Source organism: Serratia sp. CY33525 (assembly GCF_052169115.1).
Lineage (GTDB): Bacteria > Pseudomonadota > Gammaproteobacteria > Enterobacterales > Enterobacteriaceae > Serratia > Serratia sarumanii.
Map to the genome: position 1 here is coordinate 700,691 of NZ_JBJNLK010000001.1, position 13,768 is coordinate 714,458.

A 13,768-nucleotide genomic window follows, 5' to 3' on the forward strand; every position below is an offset into this window, starting at 1 on the left:
GCTTTCTGTGGGAACAGAGGTGACAAAACCGCTTCCCGGCGGCCCATTCCAACCTACGGCGTTCACTTATGGCCTTTACCCTACGCCCCTACCAACTGGAAGCGGTCGAAGCCACCATCAATCATTTTCGGCGGCACCCCGAACCGGCGCTGATCGTGCTGCCGACCGGCGCCGGCAAAAGCCTGGTGATCGCCGAACTGGCGAAGCGCGCCCGCGGGCGGGTGCTGGTGCTGGCGCACGTCAAGGAACTGGTGGCGCAAAACCACGCCAAATACTGCGCCTACGGCCTGGAAGCGGACATCTTCGCCGCCGGCCTGCAACAAAAAGAGAGCGCCGGCAAGGTGGTGTTCGGCAGCGTGCAGTCGGTGGCGCGCAACCTGCCGCTGTTCGACGGAGCCTTCTCGCTGCTGATCGTCGATGAATGCCACCGCATCAGCGACGACGACGACAGCCAGTACCAGCAAATCATCCAGCATTTGCAGAAAACCAACCCGCAGCTGCGGCTGCTGGGGCTGACCGCCACGCCCTATCGCCTGGGCAAGGGCTGGATTTACCAGTATCACTACCACGGCTTCACCCGCGGCGACGGCGCCAGCCTGTTTCGCGACTGCATCTACGAGCTGCCGCTGCGCTACATGATTAAGAACGGCTTCCTGGTGCCGCCTGAGCGGCTGGACATGCCGATCGTGCAGTACGATTTCAGCCGGCTGGAGGCCAGAAGCAACGGCCTGTTCAGCGAAGCGGATCTGAACCGCGAGCTGAAGCGGCAAAACCGCGTCACGCCGCATATCATCAGCCAGATTGTAGAGTACGCCCAAGATCGCAAAGGGGTGATGATCTTCGCCGCCACCGTCGAGCACGCCCGCGAGATCCACGGCCTGCTGCCGAACGGCGAGGCCGCGCTGGTCAGCGCCGAAACGCCGCCCGCCGAGCGCGATGCGCTGATCGAGGCGTTCAAACAGCAGCAGCTGCGCTATCTGGTCAACGTAGCGGTATTGACCACCGGCTTCGACGCGCCGCACGTCGATCTGATCGCTATTCTGCGCCCGACCGAGTCCGTCAGCCTGTATCAGCAGATCGTCGGCCGCGGTCTGCGGCTGGCGCCCGGCAAGGAGGATTGCCTGATCCTCGACTACGCCGGCAACCCGCACGATCTGTTCACGCCGGAGGTCGGCGTCAGCAAGCCGCACGGCGACAGCCAGCCGGTGCAGGTGTTCTGCCCGGCCTGCGGCTTCGCCAACCTGTTCTGGGGCAAGTGCACCGAGAATGGCGACATCATCGAGCACTACGGCCGCCGCTGTCAGGGCTGGCTGGAAGACGACGACGGCCACCGCGAACAGTGCGATTACCGCTTCCGGTTCAAGAGCTGCCCGCACTGCGGCGCGGAGAACGACATCGCCGCGCGCCGCTGCCATCAGTGCCAGGAGGTGCTGGTCGATCCCGATGACATGCTGAAGGCGGCGCTGAAGCTGAAAGACGCGCTGGTGCTGCGCTGCGGCGGCATGGAATTGCAGAGCGGCCGCGACGACAAGGGCGAATGGCTGAAGGCCACCTATTACGACGAGGACGGCACCAGCACCAGCGAGCGTTTCCGCCTGCAAACGCCGGCGCAGCGCAAAGCGTTCGAAATGCTGTTCCTGCGCCCGCACCAGCGCGCGCCGGGCGTGCCGTTCGCCTGGCACACCGCCGCCGACGTGCTGGCGCAACAGCAGGCGCTGCGCCATCCGGATTTCGTGGTGGCGCGCAAGCGCGGGCAGTTTTGGCAGGTGCGCGAGAAAGTGTTCGATTATCAAGGCCGTTTCCGCCGCGCCAATCAGTTGGCCTGAGCGAACGGCCCTCAATCTGGGCAGGTTTTCGTTGCCCTGCAGGCGGCTTTCCGTTAAAATGCCGCGCGCTTTACCTGGGCCTGCCCAGCGTTAAAGCGGAATTCCGAACTTGCTACTTGGGTCGCCTGTAGCAGGGTAAATTTTCTTTTAAGAGAAAAAACAATGTTCACTATCAATGCAGAAGTACGTAAAGACCAGGGTAAAGGTGCGAGCCGCCGCCTGCGTGCAGCAAACAAATTCCCAGCTATCGTTTACGGTGGCAAAGAAGCTGCAGTTTCCATCGAATTGGACCATGATTCTGTCAAGAACATGGAAGCTAAACCAGAATTCTACAGCGAAGCAGTAACTCTGGTTATCGACGGTAAAGAAACCAAAGTTAAGGTTCAGGCTGTACAGCGTCACCCGTTCAAGCCAAAACTGGCTCACATCGACTTCGTTCGCGTTTAATCGCTACGTTTTCGAACCTTTCGGGACGCCGAAATAAAGAACGCCGCAATTGCGGCGTTTTTTATTGTCTGCGATTCGGCGCGCTTACTTGCCGCTGCCGGTCCGGCGCTGCAGCTGATCGCGCAGATTCGGCGGCGTGCCTCTGATGGTCAGGGTGTCGGTGGCCGCATCCCAGAAAATGCGCTCGCCCAGCAGCATGGCGTCGAAGTTCAGGCTGATGCCGCCGCCGCTGCCGGCGAATTTGGTTAGTTGGCGCAGCGTGCCGCGATCCGCCGGGAAGCTTTCTTCCAGCTCATACCCTTGCTCGCTTGAGAACTGCATGAAGTCTTTCTCGCCGACCGGCGACAGCTCCTGCGACAGCGCCTGCAGCTCAATCTCTTCGCCCGCCTGCAGCTGTTCGTTGCAGTAGCTGTACACCTGCTGGCGCACTGACTGGCGCTCGTTCTTGTCCAGCTGCGCATCGGCGCAGTAGTCGTCTACCGCCTGCAGCAGCCCGCGGTTTTGCGCCTTGGCGTCCAACCCTTCGGACGCCGCCAGGAAATCCATGAAGAAGTCGGCGACCTTGCGGCCCACGCGCCCGCGCAGGAAGGTCAGGTAGCGGGTCGATTCCGGGTTGGTTTCCCATTCGGTCAGATCGATGCGCGCGACGATATCGGCGTTGTTGATGTCCAGATAGTGCGTGGTGTTGATATCCAGCTCTTCGTTGACGCGCATGCTGTTACGGCTGTTCAACACCGCGATCAGCAGATACTCCACCGCCAGATAACGGTATTGGCCAAACAGCACCACGCCGCCTTCGGCGAACGGATACTTCGCCAGTTCGTCGCGCAGGCGGCCGGTCGCCGCGCGGCTGAAGGCCAGAAAGTCCTTATCGTCCTTGCGGCAGGTGCGCAGCGCTTCCGCCAGCTCGCTGCCTTCGTTGAACAGGCCCAAGGCCTTGCTCTTGGCGCTATAGACGCGATGCAGTTCCGTCATCATTTCTTCCACCGCCGCGTTGGTGGGAAGCAAGGAATCGCGCAGCACCACGTCCAGCGTTTGCTCGTCGCGTTTCACCAACTGGTGCAGAGCGATCTGGTCGATATCCAGACTCATGGTAAATCCTCCTGTTCTTTAGGCGCGTATTCAAACACTGAAGGCCCCGCCCTGCAATACTAAAAACCGCGGCAAACCGGAAAGGTGCTGCAAGGGGCAGCCCCGGCGCGGGCGAACAATTTCCCAAATGACAGGAAGTGATAAAAGAGCGGAAAATCACTGCCCTATACGGTAAGATAGGGCACTTTGCAGATTACTAAGCGCAATTTTATGCCACAATCATCCCGTTACAGTGACGAACACGTTGAACAACTGCTCTCAGAGCTGGTCAATGTTCTGGAAAAACACCATACCCCCACCGATCTTTCCCTGATGGTGCTGGGCAATATGGTCACTAATTTGATCAACACCAGCGTTGCCCCCGCGCAGCGGAAAACCCTGGCGAGATCGTTCGCGGAAGCCCTGCAGGCTTCTGTCCGTGAAGATAAAGCACATTAATATTGACTTATGGTGACAAACCGTCAGCGTTATCGTGAAAAAGTCTCCCAGATGATCAGCTGGGGGCACTGGTTCGCCTTATTCAACATTTTGCTCGCCCTTGGGCTGGGCAGCCGTTACCTGTTTGTCACCGACTGGCCCGCATCCCTGCTGGGCCGGGTTTATGCCTTTGTCAGCCTGCTGGGGCATTTCAGCTTTATCGTGTTCGCCGGCTATTTGCTGGTGATCTTCCCGCTCACCTTCGTGGTGATGTCGCAGCGGCTGCTGCGATTTATTTCCGCCGCGCTGGCCACCATCGGGCTCACGCTGTTGCTGGTCGACAGCGAAGTGTTCTCCCATTTCCACCTGCACCTCAATCCGGTGGTGTGGGATCTGGTGGTCAACCCGGACCAAAGCGAGCTTTCGCGCGACTGGCAACTGATGTTCATCTGCGTGCCGGCGATCTTCCTGGTGGAGATGCTGTTCGCCACCTGGAGCTGGCAGAAGCTGCGCAGCCTGAACCGCCGCCGCTTCGGCAAACCGCTGGCGGCGCTGTTTATCAGCGCCTTTTTCGCGTCGCACCTGATTTACATCTGGGCCGACGCCAACTTCTATCGCCCGATCACCATGCAGCGAGCCAACCTGCCGCTCTCGTACCCGATGACCGCGCGCAAGTTCCTCGAAAAACACGGCCTGCTCGACCAGCAAGAGTATGAGCGCCGCCTAATGCAACAGGGCAATCCGGAAGCGGTGGCGGTAGAGTATCCGCTCAGCGATCTCAGCTACGGCGATAAAGGCAGCGGCTATAACCTGCTGATGATCGTGGTGGACGGCATTCGCGCCAAAGACGTGACGCAGGACATGCCGGCGCTGACGCGCTTCGCCCAGGAAAACGTGCGTTTCAGCGATCATTACAGTTCGGGCAACCATGCCGATACCGGGCTGTTCGGCCTGTTCTACGGCATTTCCCCGACCTATCTGGACAGCGTGCTCGCCGGCCGCAAGCCGTCGGCGCTGATCGCTGCGCTCGGCGATCGGGGCTACCAGCTGGGGCTGTTCTCCTCCGATGGCTTCAACGCCAGCCTGTACCGTCAGGCGCTGTTGACCGACTTCTCGCTGCCGACGCCGGCGCCGCAAAGCGACGCGCAAACCACGCAGCAATGGCAGCGTTGGCTGGCGGATCAGGGTAGCAAAGAGCCGTGGTTCTCCTATATCAGCTTCAGCGGCGCCGAGACTGTCGAAGGCGACAAAACCCCGGCGCCGGCCGACTTTATTCGGCGCTATCGCACCGGCGCGCAAGATGTGGACGCCCAGATAGCCCAGGTGCTGGACACCCTGAAACAGCGCGGCCTGCTGGATAAAACCGTGGTGGTGATCACCGCCGAGCACGGCGTCGAGTTCAACGACAGCGGCAAAGGCCAATGGGGCGCCGGCACCGGCTTCAACCAGGCGCAGCTGCAGGTGCCGTTGGTGATCCACTGGCCGGGCACCCCGGCGCAGACCATCAGCAAGCTGACCGGCCATAACGACGTGATGCGCACCCTGATGCAACGATTGCTGCACGTGAAGACCGCGCCGAAAGACTATTCGCAGGGCGAAGATCTGTTCACCGCCCAGCGCCGCAACGACTGGATCGCTACCGGCGATGGCAATCAGCTGGTGATCATCACGCCGACGCAGACGCTGATGCTGGACAACAGCGGCAACTATCGCGTCTACGATCAGAACGGCGATGAAATAAAAGACGAGAAACCGCAGCTTGCTCTGCTGTTGCAGGTACTGACCGATGTAAAACGCTTTATCGCCAACTAACTGCTTAAAACTAAAGCAATCAAGTGGTGAGGCGCTTGCATTAACATCGGGAATCGGTAGTATGATTTTTCATAGCGTCGGCATGTAGCGCAGCCTGGTAGCGCACCGTCATGGGGTGTCGGGGGTCGGAGGTTCGAATCCTCTCATGCCGACCAAATTTAAGAAAACCTGCTGTTACAGCAGGTTTTTTTTCGTCTGCCGTTTACGCGGAAAGTTTGACGATCGCCGCTGGAATCCCCTGGCGCACTGCCGCACCGGTCACCCAGTCCAGCCAGGTGTTCGGCACTTCGCGCGTCGGATCGGCAAACCCCAGATCGTTGAGATTGATGCCGGCGGCAATGCGCTTATCCATCGCCAGCGGCTCGCCGTCCAGGTAGTGCTGGCTAGCGCCCATCTCCCGGTGGCCGTAGCCGTGTTCCACCGCGATCACGCCGGGCATCACCCCCGCCAGCAGACTGATCTGCGCCTCCCGGCTGCCGCCCGGGGTGCTGATGCTCACCCAATCACCGTGTTGAATGCCGAAACGCGCCCCGTCCGCCGGGTTCAGCGCCACCAGGTTCACCGGCTTCACGTCATGCAGGCGCCGGATCACCGCGGTGGAGCTGCTCATCACATTGGATTTGAAGGACATCAGCCGCAGCGGCCACTGCCGCTCAGGGTAGAGTTCTTCCACCGCACGGCCGTCAGACAAACGCGCCGGGTAGCAGGTTGGGCAGCCGCTGAAACGCTCGCCGGTAATCGCATGCCGGTGCTTCGCCACTTCCGCATTCCAGATCTGCAGCGGCTTCTCCCAGCGGTTGCCCACGCTGCCGTCGCGGCGGCCGCTGTCATGACCGGCGAAGCGGCCGCCGCGGCTGTAGATAAACGCCACGCGGCCGATCTCATCGGCGCGCAGCGTCTGCGCAAGCTGCGGCAACAAGCGATCGACGCCGCTCAGCGCCAGCTCTTCCTCCCTCACGGCCGGCACCGGCGCCTTGCCGGCAAACGCCACGTTGGCGGCGGCGCGCAGATAATAATCCTCGGCGCGGTTGAGCGGCAGCAGCCCGCCCCGGCCGTCGCCGATAGCGCGATCGCCGAACCCCGGCAGCGCCAGGCGTTTGGCGACGGCGATGCAAAACGCCTCCATGGAAATCGGCTGCCCTTGCGCCGTTTTCGCGGTCGCCGGCGTCACTATCGGCCAGCGCGCAGTGGTGGCCTTGCTGGCGACGCCGCCCCAGGGGGCGCTGAATCCCCAGCTCTCAAAGTTATGGGTGTCCGGGACGATATAGTCGGCCAATGCCGTCGTTTCGTTGATAAACGCATCGATGGCGATAAACAACGGCAAACGCGCCGGATCTTTCAGCCGCTCTTCCGCCACGCCGCGCAACCCGGCGATACCGTACAGGGGGTTGGTCATGTTCGAGATCCAGGCTTTCAGCCCGTACGGATATCCCGCCAGCGCCGACGTCAGCAGCTCGGTCAACTGCCCGGCGACGAACGGATACCAGGGCGCCCTGGCCGGCCAGGGCGAAACGCCCGCCGCCACTTTTTCGCGGTATTCGTCGGAGGTTTCATAGGCGGCCTTGCTGCGCGCGATATTCAACCCCTTCGGTTTTACCAGGCCGGGAAACTCGACCAGGTTATAGCGCGGCCCCTCGGCGAAACCGTTGAATTTGCCGCCGCCGACGAACACCCCGCCCGCCAGGCTCAGGTTACCGATCAACACATTGAGCATCATCACCGACCAGGTATTGTAAAACCCGTTCGCCGCCATCATCCCACCATGGGCGATCACCGCCGCCTTGCGCCCGTGGGCGGTAAAGGCCTCGGCCAGCGCCGCGATGCGCGCCACCGGTACGCCGCATTCCCGGCTGTAGGCTTCCGGCGACAACTTGTCGGCCGCCTCTTTCAGACACTGAAAGCCGCTCTTCACCGCCACCTGCGCGCCGTCGTGCAGCGTCACCGTGCGGATTACCCACAGCTCGGCGCTGTCACACGTCTCGGCCGCCACCAGTTCCCCCGCGCCGTTGACCACCAGCGGCGACGCCGACTCGGCGCCGTTCAGATGGGCCAGCGTCAGATGCTGCCCCGCCAACGGGTGCTCGCTCTCGGCGATCACCAGATGCGTGGCGTTGGTCCAGCTCTTCTCGCCGGCGCGTTGCATGGCCGCCTCCGACGGGATGGCGAGATAACCGGCCTGATAACGCCGATTGTCGAGGATCCAACGGATCATCGCCATCGCCAGCGCCGAGTCGGTGCCCGGCAGTATCGGGATCCAATGGCCATGATCGTCCGCCAGCGTGGTGGTCAACGGCAGCGCCGGCGCCACTACCGCGTAGCGGAATTCGCTGCGCAATCTGGCGCTGGCCAACTGCCGGGCCTGACGCTTGAACGGGTTGCCGGACTGCGCCGGCGAGGTGCCCATAAACAGCGCGAATTCGACCTTTTCCCAGTCCGGTTTCACGTGCGGATTCTTGTCCAGATCGTTCATCAACGCGCCGGAACCGGCGCGGTAGGCCAGCCCGCAGTAAGCGCCGTGCGCGCCGAAGTTTTTGCTGCCGAAGCTGTTCTGGGCGAAGCGCCGCAGGAAGCTGTCGCGCCCGTCATCACCGGCGTTGGTCACCAGCAGCTGGTTGGCTTTCGGCCCCAGCCCCGGCTGTCGGGCATCGATCGGCGTTTCCAGATCGCGGATCGCCCGCAGGCCGTCCACATGCCCCTCGCCGAACAGATCGCCGCCCTCCACCACTTCGGCGATCATCTGCTCGAAGCTGATGCGCTGCCACTTGCCCTCGCCGCGCTTGCCGACGCGCTTCATCGGCTCCAGCACGCGCAGCGGGCTGTAAAGCCCCTCCAGCAGCGTAGCGCCCCGCGCGCAGGCGGTGGAACGGGCGTCGAGGCCGCTCTCCCCGCCCAGCTGCGCCAACGCGTCCTGCAGCGGCAACGCAGAATCGAGGTGCCGCTCCTGAGACAGCGGATGATACGGGTTGCCGGCGATACGCAGTACCCGGTCGGTCTGCCTGTCCACCCGCACCCGCACGCCGCATTGCGTCCAGCAACCGAAGCACTGGGTCATCGAGATGGCCTGCTGCGGATTGCCTTGCCATTCCGGCATAGCCCGCCCTTCGGGCTGCAGAGAGTTGCCGTTGATGCGATCCAGAGTCACGCGCCCTGAGGTGCCGTGAATCAAGCCGTCGATCGCCCGTTTGGCGACCTCGCGATAGCTCAGGCCGAAAGCGGACAGCCCGCCGAAGGCCAGGCCCACTTTCAACCACTGACGCCGGGTGAGTTTAGCCATGTTGTTTTCTCCGCAGTAAAAACGCCTGTGCTTCACGCACCATGATCATTAACGCCAGCCACAGCCCGAAAGTGCCGACGATCGCCAGCAAGCCATCGGTACCAAGCGGCAGGCTATAGGGGGAATAAGACGCGTTGTATTTCGGGATGGTTTGCACTTCGATCAACAGCGTCCAGCGCATCAGCCAGCTCAGCCCCAGCGCGCCGGCCACCAGCAGCGGCGCGCCGCCGCGCGGCAAACGTCGATAGGCCGCCCAGGCGGCCCACGCCAGCGCCAGCCCCCACAGCGCGATCCAGCCGGCAGCATACTGGCGCGCCGTCGCCTGCGTCTGCAGCCAGTGGCGTACCGCCGCGCCGGATAGCGTATCGCCGCATACCCACAGCAGGATCGCCCCGCCGAGCGGCAGCAGCGTCAGCAGCATCCCGCGCGCCAGCGGCGCCTGCAGGCCGGGCCGTTTGCGCATCGCCAACAGCAACAGAGCCAAGAGCGCCTGCAGCGCGCTGAGGAACATCACGATCGGAAATGCGTAGCTGAACCAGATTGGGCGCGCACGCACGACGGAAACCTCGCGCCCGGTGTACAACAGCAGGCCGATAGCCACCAGCGCGCAGGCGGGCGCGATCCCACGCAACAGCGCAACCGGTCTGCCCGTCAGCCGTGTAAATTCAATCGCGATAAACCACAGGCCGATCAGCAAGGTAAACAACGGCAAGAACAGCGCGCCCCACGGCATCCACGACCAGGGCGTCGGGTAGGCGTAAAAATGCCAGAAACGGGCGGTTTGATGCAGATCGGCGGTCAACGCCAGCGGCGCGGTGATGGCGCACGTCAGCCCGATAAACAGCGCCGCGCGCTCCAAATGTGCGGCGTTGTCTCCACCGCGCCAGCGCCACACGCAGGCCAGCAGCGCGGCGCAGGCGGCAATGCCGATAAAGAAGAAATATTGCACGGCCCACGGCAGCCAGCTCACCGCCTGCGGCTGGCTCAAAACCTCTGCGATCATCAGTTGGCGGCTCATCGTCCCTCTCCCCATAAGGCGACCTGCGCCCGCCCCGGCAGTGGCGTGACGAAGGCATCATCCAGCCCCAGATAAAACACGTGGGGCGCGGTTTGGTTCTCCGGCTTGAGGACTTTGATCTCGGCCTCGTGACGCCGCAGCAGCTTGCTCAGCGTGCTGTGCGGATCGCGCATATCGCCGATGATCCGCGCCCCACCCACGCACGACTCCACGCATGCCGGCAGCAATCCCGCCTCCAGCCGGTGTACGCAGAAGGTGCATTTGTCCGCCGTTTGGGTGGCGTGATTGATAAAACGGGCATCGTACGGGCAGGCCTGCACGCAATAGGCGCAACCCACGCAGCGTTTGTTGTCGACCACCACGATCCCGTCCTCGCGCTGGAAGGTGGCCTGCACCGGGCACACCGGTACGCAGGGCGGGTTGTCGCAGTGGTTGCACAGCCTGGGCAGCAGCACGTTGGTCGCCACCGCTTCGCATTCGAGGCTGACCTGGTACTGGTTTACCGTAGTGCGAAACTCCCCGTGCGGGGTCTGGTTTTCAATGGCGCAACTGACGGTACAGGCCTGGCACCCGACGCAGCGCCGCAGATCGATCAGCATCGCGTAGCGGCGGCTGGCATCCCCCTCGCGCCGCGTCGGCGCTAACGTCAGCCCGGCCTCCGCCACGGGGATCAGCGAAGCCCCCGCCGTCAACACGCCCAGCCGCTGCAAAAACTGCCGTTTACCGAAATCCATGCGCCTCTCCCATGCCCTGGGCATCATCCCGATCACGCTATTGATGCCCGCTAGATGAATAAACAATGTCGATGATTTACAGTGTAAAAATGACATTGGGCTCAGCTCTATTGTGGTTAACCACATACCGAACCCAACGTTGATCTAAAACAAGTGGCGGCAGGCAAATTGCCCATCAGGAGGGGCCGTGAGGGTCGTGTTATTACTGCTGTTCAGTCTCGGCTGGGGGATGGCGGCACAGGCGGGCGAGTGGTCGATCGGCGTGCTGGCGATGCGCGGCGATGCGGCGACCGAGCGTGACTGGCAGCCGCTGATCGACAGGCTCAACGGCAGCGTCGGCGGAGAACGCTTCCGCCTGCGGCCGCTCGATCTGGCGCAGATGCGCGAAGCGGTCAATCGGGGCAGCGTGCAGTTCGTGGTCACTAATCCGGCGCAGTTTGTGCAGCTGAACAGCCACTATCATCTGCGCTGGCTGGCGTCGTTGCGCGCCGCCAACGGCGATCGGGCAACGGGCAACATCATCGGCAGCGTGATTCTGGTGCGGCGCGACAGCGGCATTACGACGCCGCAGGCGCTGATGGGAAAAACGGTGGGCGCCATCGATCCGCAGGCCTTCGGCGGCTATCTGACCGGCTATAAGGCGCTCAGCGACGCCGGCATACGGCCCGAGCGCGATTTTCACCTGCGCTTTACCGGTTTCCCTGCCGACGCCCTGCTCTATCTGTTGCGCGAGCGCGCCATTCAGGCCGCCATCGTCCCGGTCTGCCTGCTGGAGAAAATGGGCAAGGAAGGCCTGATCAACCCGGCGGATTTTCGCCCGCTGCTGCAACAGGCCACGTCGGCTCCCTGCGTCACCAGCACGCCGCTTTACCCCAACTGGTCGTTCGCCGCCCTGCCCGGCCTGGATAACTCACTGGTGGATGCGGTGGCGAGAGCCTTGCTGACCGCACCGCCCCAGTCTCCCTTCCTGTGGGGCGCACCGGCCTCGACCAGCGAGGTGGAAGCGCTGCTGCGCGCCGTCAATCAGCACCCGGAACAGCGGCGGCTATGGCTGGATATCAAGAGCTGGCTGATCCAGCATCAGACGGCCGTCGGCCTGTCGCTGGCGCTGCTGGCGCTGTTGATCGTCAACCATATCTGGATCGCGCTGCTGGTGCGCCGACGCGGGCGACAGCTGCTCCGCGCCGACGAGCAACTGCGGCGGCAGGAACGGGCGCTGGAAAACGCCAGGCAGCTGAACGTGCTGGGGGAGATGGCCTCCGGCTTCGCGCACGAGCTCAACCAGCCGCTGGCGGCCATTCGCCACTATGCGCAGGGGTGCCTGATCCAACTGCGCAACACGGACGCCGGGCATCCGCTGCTGGGGCCGCTGGAAAATATCGACCGGCAGGCGCAGCGCGGCGGCGAGACGATTCATAACCTGCGCCAGTGGGTGCAGCCCACCGCGGAGGCGATAGACCAAACGCGCTGGCGCCCCACCGCGGTAAGCAAAACCGCCGAGCGGGTGTGGACGCTGCTGCGCCTGACGCAGCGCTATCCCGACCTGACGTTGTTCAATAACGTGGCGCCTTCGCTGACGCTAACCCTGCCGCCGGCGCTGCTGGAACAGTTGCTGGCGAACCTGCTGCTGAATGCGGCGCAGGCCGGGGCCAATGCCGTCTGGCTTTCCGCCGCCAAGAGCGAACGGGCGATGGAGTTGCATCTGCAGGACAACGCGGGCGGCATGACAACGGCCGGGCTGGAACAGGCTTTTCGCCCCTTCAACACCACCAAGGCCGGCGGCATGGGGCTGGGGTTAGCCATTTGCCGGCGCCTGGCCCGCTATGGCGGCGGCGAAATCCGCCTGGCTAACCGCCCGGCTCCCGACAGCCGCAACGGGCTGTGCGTAACGCTGCATTTCATATTGGATAACGAGGAAAACCATGTCGCTAATTTATCTGGTGGACGATGACGTCGCCGTCACCGACGCCTGCCATTTTTTGCTGACCAGCCTCGGCCACGGCGTGCAATGCTGGAATGACAGCGCCGATTTTCTGGCGCAGGCGGACCTGTTTCAGACCGGGATCGTCTTGCTGGACATGCGGATGCCGAAGCTCGATGGTCACCAGGTTTACGGGGAGCTGCGCCGCCGCGGCAGCACGCTGGCGGTGGTGTTCCTGTCCGGCCATGGCGACGTGCCGATGGCGGTGGAGCAGATGAAGTACGGCGCGGTGGACTTCCTGCAAAAACCGATCGCCGCTGAACCGCTGAGCGCCGCCCTCGAACGGGCGCAGCAGGTCTCCGCCGAGGCCTGGCAACGCCATGAAACTTGCGGCCGCTACCGCACGCTCACGCCGAAAGAACGCGACATTGCGCAGCTGGTGGTGCGGGGCATGATGAACAGGGAAATGGCTGAGCGGTTGAATATCGCCCTGCGCACCGTGGAGGTTCACCGGGCAAAAGTGATGGAGAAAATGCAGGCCGCCAGCCTGGCGGAATTGGTGATTCAGCTGCAGGATTTACCGCACGCCGCGCAAGAATGAACGCATCATGCAAAATTCCGCGCCCCCTCTTGCCAACCGGTCTTCCTCAGGCCAGAATACTGTACATTAAATCAGTACTTACAGGTGAGTCATGTTTGTAGAATTGGTGTACGACAAACGCAACGTCGCTGGGTTACCCAACGCCGCCGAGATTATTCGCAACGAGCTGGAAAAACGCGTGCATGCACTGTTCCCGGAAGCTGACGTGCGCGTGAAGCCGATGCAGGCCAACAGCCTGAACTCCGACGCCAGCAAAAGCGATCGTGAGAAGCTGAACCGAATGTTGGAAGAGATGTTCGAAGAAGCGGATCAGTGGCTGGTCACGGATATTTGAACCCTATCTGATAGCCGGCTCGTCCACCGGCTATATTTCTGCCAGAATAAGCCACATCCCCCCCAATCCCTCAGTGATAAATGCCCTAGGTTCCAAGCTCCGTGCGGCTGATAAAACCCCGGCTATAGGTTAATACCTATACTGTTTGTTCCTGCGGCAAGTGTAAAGATCATAACAAAAAGCCCCAGCATCGCTGCTGGGGCCTCTGTCATGGTGCCGGCTACCGGAATCGAACTGGTGACCTACTGATTACAAGTCAGTTGCTCTACCTACTGAGCTAAGCCGGCTGAAT

The 13,768-nt window shown here is 62.4% G+C and carries 11 protein-coding genes and 2 tRNA genes; 8 read left to right on the plus strand and 5 right to left on the minus strand.

All coding sequences use genetic code 11. The features are described from left to right. Positions 1-68 precede the first annotated feature (68 nt). Both ACJ8IM_RS03345 and rplY read left to right on the plus strand, forming a co-directional pair. Positions 69-1,826, plus strand: a complete 1,758-nt coding sequence (locus ACJ8IM_RS03345) for a DEAD/DEAH box helicase (protein ID WP_033635283.1) — start codon at positions 69-71, stop codon at positions 1,824-1,826. 162 nt (positions 1,827-1,988) lie between these two features. Then, the gene (rplY, locus tag ACJ8IM_RS03350; RefSeq protein WP_004935776.1) at positions 1,989-2,273 is read left to right on the plus strand and encodes a 50S ribosomal protein L25; all 285 of its coding nucleotides are present in this window, start codon (positions 1,989-1,991) and stop codon (positions 2,271-2,273) included. A gap of 84 nt (positions 2,274-2,357) precedes the next feature. Here the strand turns inward: rplY and yejK are convergent, their stop codons facing one another. Further along, a complete protein-coding gene (yejK, locus tag ACJ8IM_RS03355; protein WP_033635284.1) occupies positions 2,358-3,365 on the minus strand; it encodes a nucleoid-associated protein YejK in 1,008 nt (335 codons plus the stop codon). 210 nt (positions 3,366-3,575) lie between these two features. Here yejK and ACJ8IM_RS03360 point away from each other — a divergent pair, with 210 nt between their 5' ends. From ACJ8IM_RS03360 to ACJ8IM_RS03370, 3 genes are all read left to right on the plus strand, one after another. After that, positions 3,576-3,803 (plus strand): YejL family protein, encoded by a 228-nt coding sequence (locus tag ACJ8IM_RS03360; protein WP_004935782.1) that lies wholly within the window; start codon positions 3,576-3,578, stop codon positions 3,801-3,803. A gap of 9 nt (positions 3,804-3,812) precedes the next feature. Then, positions 3,813-5,594 (plus strand): LPS biosynthesis-modulating metalloenzyme YejM, encoded by a 1,782-nt coding sequence (yejM, locus tag ACJ8IM_RS03365; RefSeq protein WP_033653791.1) that lies wholly within the window; start codon positions 3,813-3,815, stop codon positions 5,592-5,594. Between the two features lie 78 nt (positions 5,595-5,672). After that, positions 5,673-5,749 (plus strand) — tRNA-Pro (locus tag ACJ8IM_RS03370). A 47-nt stretch (positions 5,750-5,796) separates the two neighbouring features. Here the strand turns inward: ACJ8IM_RS03370 and ttrA are convergent. The 3 genes from ttrA to ttrB are packed head-to-tail and all read right to left on the minus strand — an operon-like array spanning position 5,797 to position 10,620. After that, entirely contained in the window at positions 5,797-8,868 is a 3,072-nt protein-coding gene (gene ttrA, locus ACJ8IM_RS03375; RefSeq protein WP_033653790.1) for a tetrathionate reductase subunit TtrA, read from the minus strand. After that, complete coding sequence (gene ttrC / locus ACJ8IM_RS03380) at positions 8,861-9,886, minus strand: tetrathionate reductase subunit TtrC (RefSeq protein WP_033653789.1); 1,026 nt, start codon at positions 9,884-9,886, stop codon at positions 8,861-8,863. The genes ttrA and ttrC overlap by 8 nt, the downstream gene beginning before the upstream one ends. Beyond that, the gene (gene ttrB, locus ACJ8IM_RS03385) at positions 9,883-10,620 is read right to left on the minus strand and encodes a tetrathionate reductase subunit TtrB (RefSeq protein WP_033653788.1); all 738 of its coding nucleotides are present in this window, start codon (positions 10,618-10,620) and stop codon (positions 9,883-9,885) included. Before ttrB ends, ttrC begins: the two co-directional genes overlap by 4 nt. 229 nt (positions 10,621-10,849) lie before the next feature. On the opposite strand from ttrB, the gene ttrS reads away from it, so the two are divergent. The 3 genes from ttrS to ACJ8IM_RS03400 all read left to right on the plus strand — a co-directional run bounded on the left by ttrS (position 10,850) and on the right by ACJ8IM_RS03400 (position 13,476). Continuing rightward, positions 10,850-12,571 (plus strand): tetrathionate respiration histidine kinase TtrS, encoded by a 1,722-nt coding sequence (ttrS, locus tag ACJ8IM_RS03390; protein ID WP_229601703.1) that lies wholly within the window; start codon positions 10,850-10,852, stop codon positions 12,569-12,571. Then, on the plus strand, positions 12,543-13,142 hold the full coding sequence (gene ttrR, locus ACJ8IM_RS03395) for a tetrathionate respiration response regulator TtrR (protein WP_033653786.1): 600 nt from the start codon (positions 12,543-12,545) through the stop codon (positions 13,140-13,142). Before ttrS ends, ttrR begins: the two co-directional genes overlap by 29 nt. Positions 13,143-13,233: 91 nt before the next feature. Next, positions 13,234-13,476 (plus strand): DinI family protein, encoded by a 243-nt coding sequence (locus tag ACJ8IM_RS03400; protein WP_033653785.1) that lies wholly within the window; start codon positions 13,234-13,236, stop codon positions 13,474-13,476. 211 nt (positions 13,477-13,687) lie between these two features. Here ACJ8IM_RS03400 and ACJ8IM_RS03405 read toward each other — a convergent pair. Then, positions 13,688-13,763, minus strand: a tRNA-Thr gene (locus ACJ8IM_RS03405). Between the last annotated feature and the right edge of the window lie 5 nt (positions 13,764-13,768).

What these genes read in the sequence shown, in the direction of transcription:
- ttrA (WP_033653790.1), bottom strand. Translation starts at nt 8,868, where the DNA reads ATGGCTAAACTCACCCGGCGTCAGTGGTTGAAAGTGGGCCTGGCCTTC.
- ACJ8IM_RS03345 (WP_033635283.1), top strand. Translation starts at nt 69, where the DNA reads ATGGCCTTTACCCTACGCCCCTACCAACTGGAAGCGGTCGAAGCCACC.
- ACJ8IM_RS03400 (WP_033653785.1), top strand. Translation starts at nt 13,234, where the DNA reads ATGTTTGTAGAATTGGTGTACGACAAACGCAACGTCGCTGGGTTACCC.
- yejM (WP_033653791.1), top strand. Translation starts at nt 3,813, where the DNA reads ATGGTGACAAACCGTCAGCGTTATCGTGAAAAAGTCTCCCAGATGATC.
- ttrC (WP_033653789.1), bottom strand. Translation starts at nt 9,886, where the DNA reads ATGAGCCGCCAACTGATGATCGCAGAGGTTTTGAGCCAGCCGCAGGCG.
- ttrB (WP_033653788.1), bottom strand. Translation starts at nt 10,620, where the DNA reads ATGGATTTCGGTAAACGGCAGTTTTTGCAGCGGCTGGGCGTGTTGACG.
- ttrR (WP_033653786.1), top strand. Translation starts at nt 12,543, where the DNA reads ATGTCGCTAATTTATCTGGTGGACGATGACGTCGCCGTCACCGACGCC.
- ttrS (WP_229601703.1), top strand. Translation starts at nt 10,850, where the DNA reads ATGGCGGCACAGGCGGGCGAGTGGTCGATCGGCGTGCTGGCGATGCGC.
- ACJ8IM_RS03360 (WP_004935782.1), top strand. Translation starts at nt 3,576, where the DNA reads ATGCCACAATCATCCCGTTACAGTGACGAACACGTTGAACAACTGCTC.
- rplY (WP_004935776.1), top strand. Translation starts at nt 1,989, where the DNA reads ATGTTCACTATCAATGCAGAAGTACGTAAAGACCAGGGTAAAGGTGCG.
- yejK (WP_033635284.1), bottom strand. Translation starts at nt 3,365, where the DNA reads ATGAGTCTGGATATCGACCAGATCGCTCTGCACCAGTTGGTGAAACGC.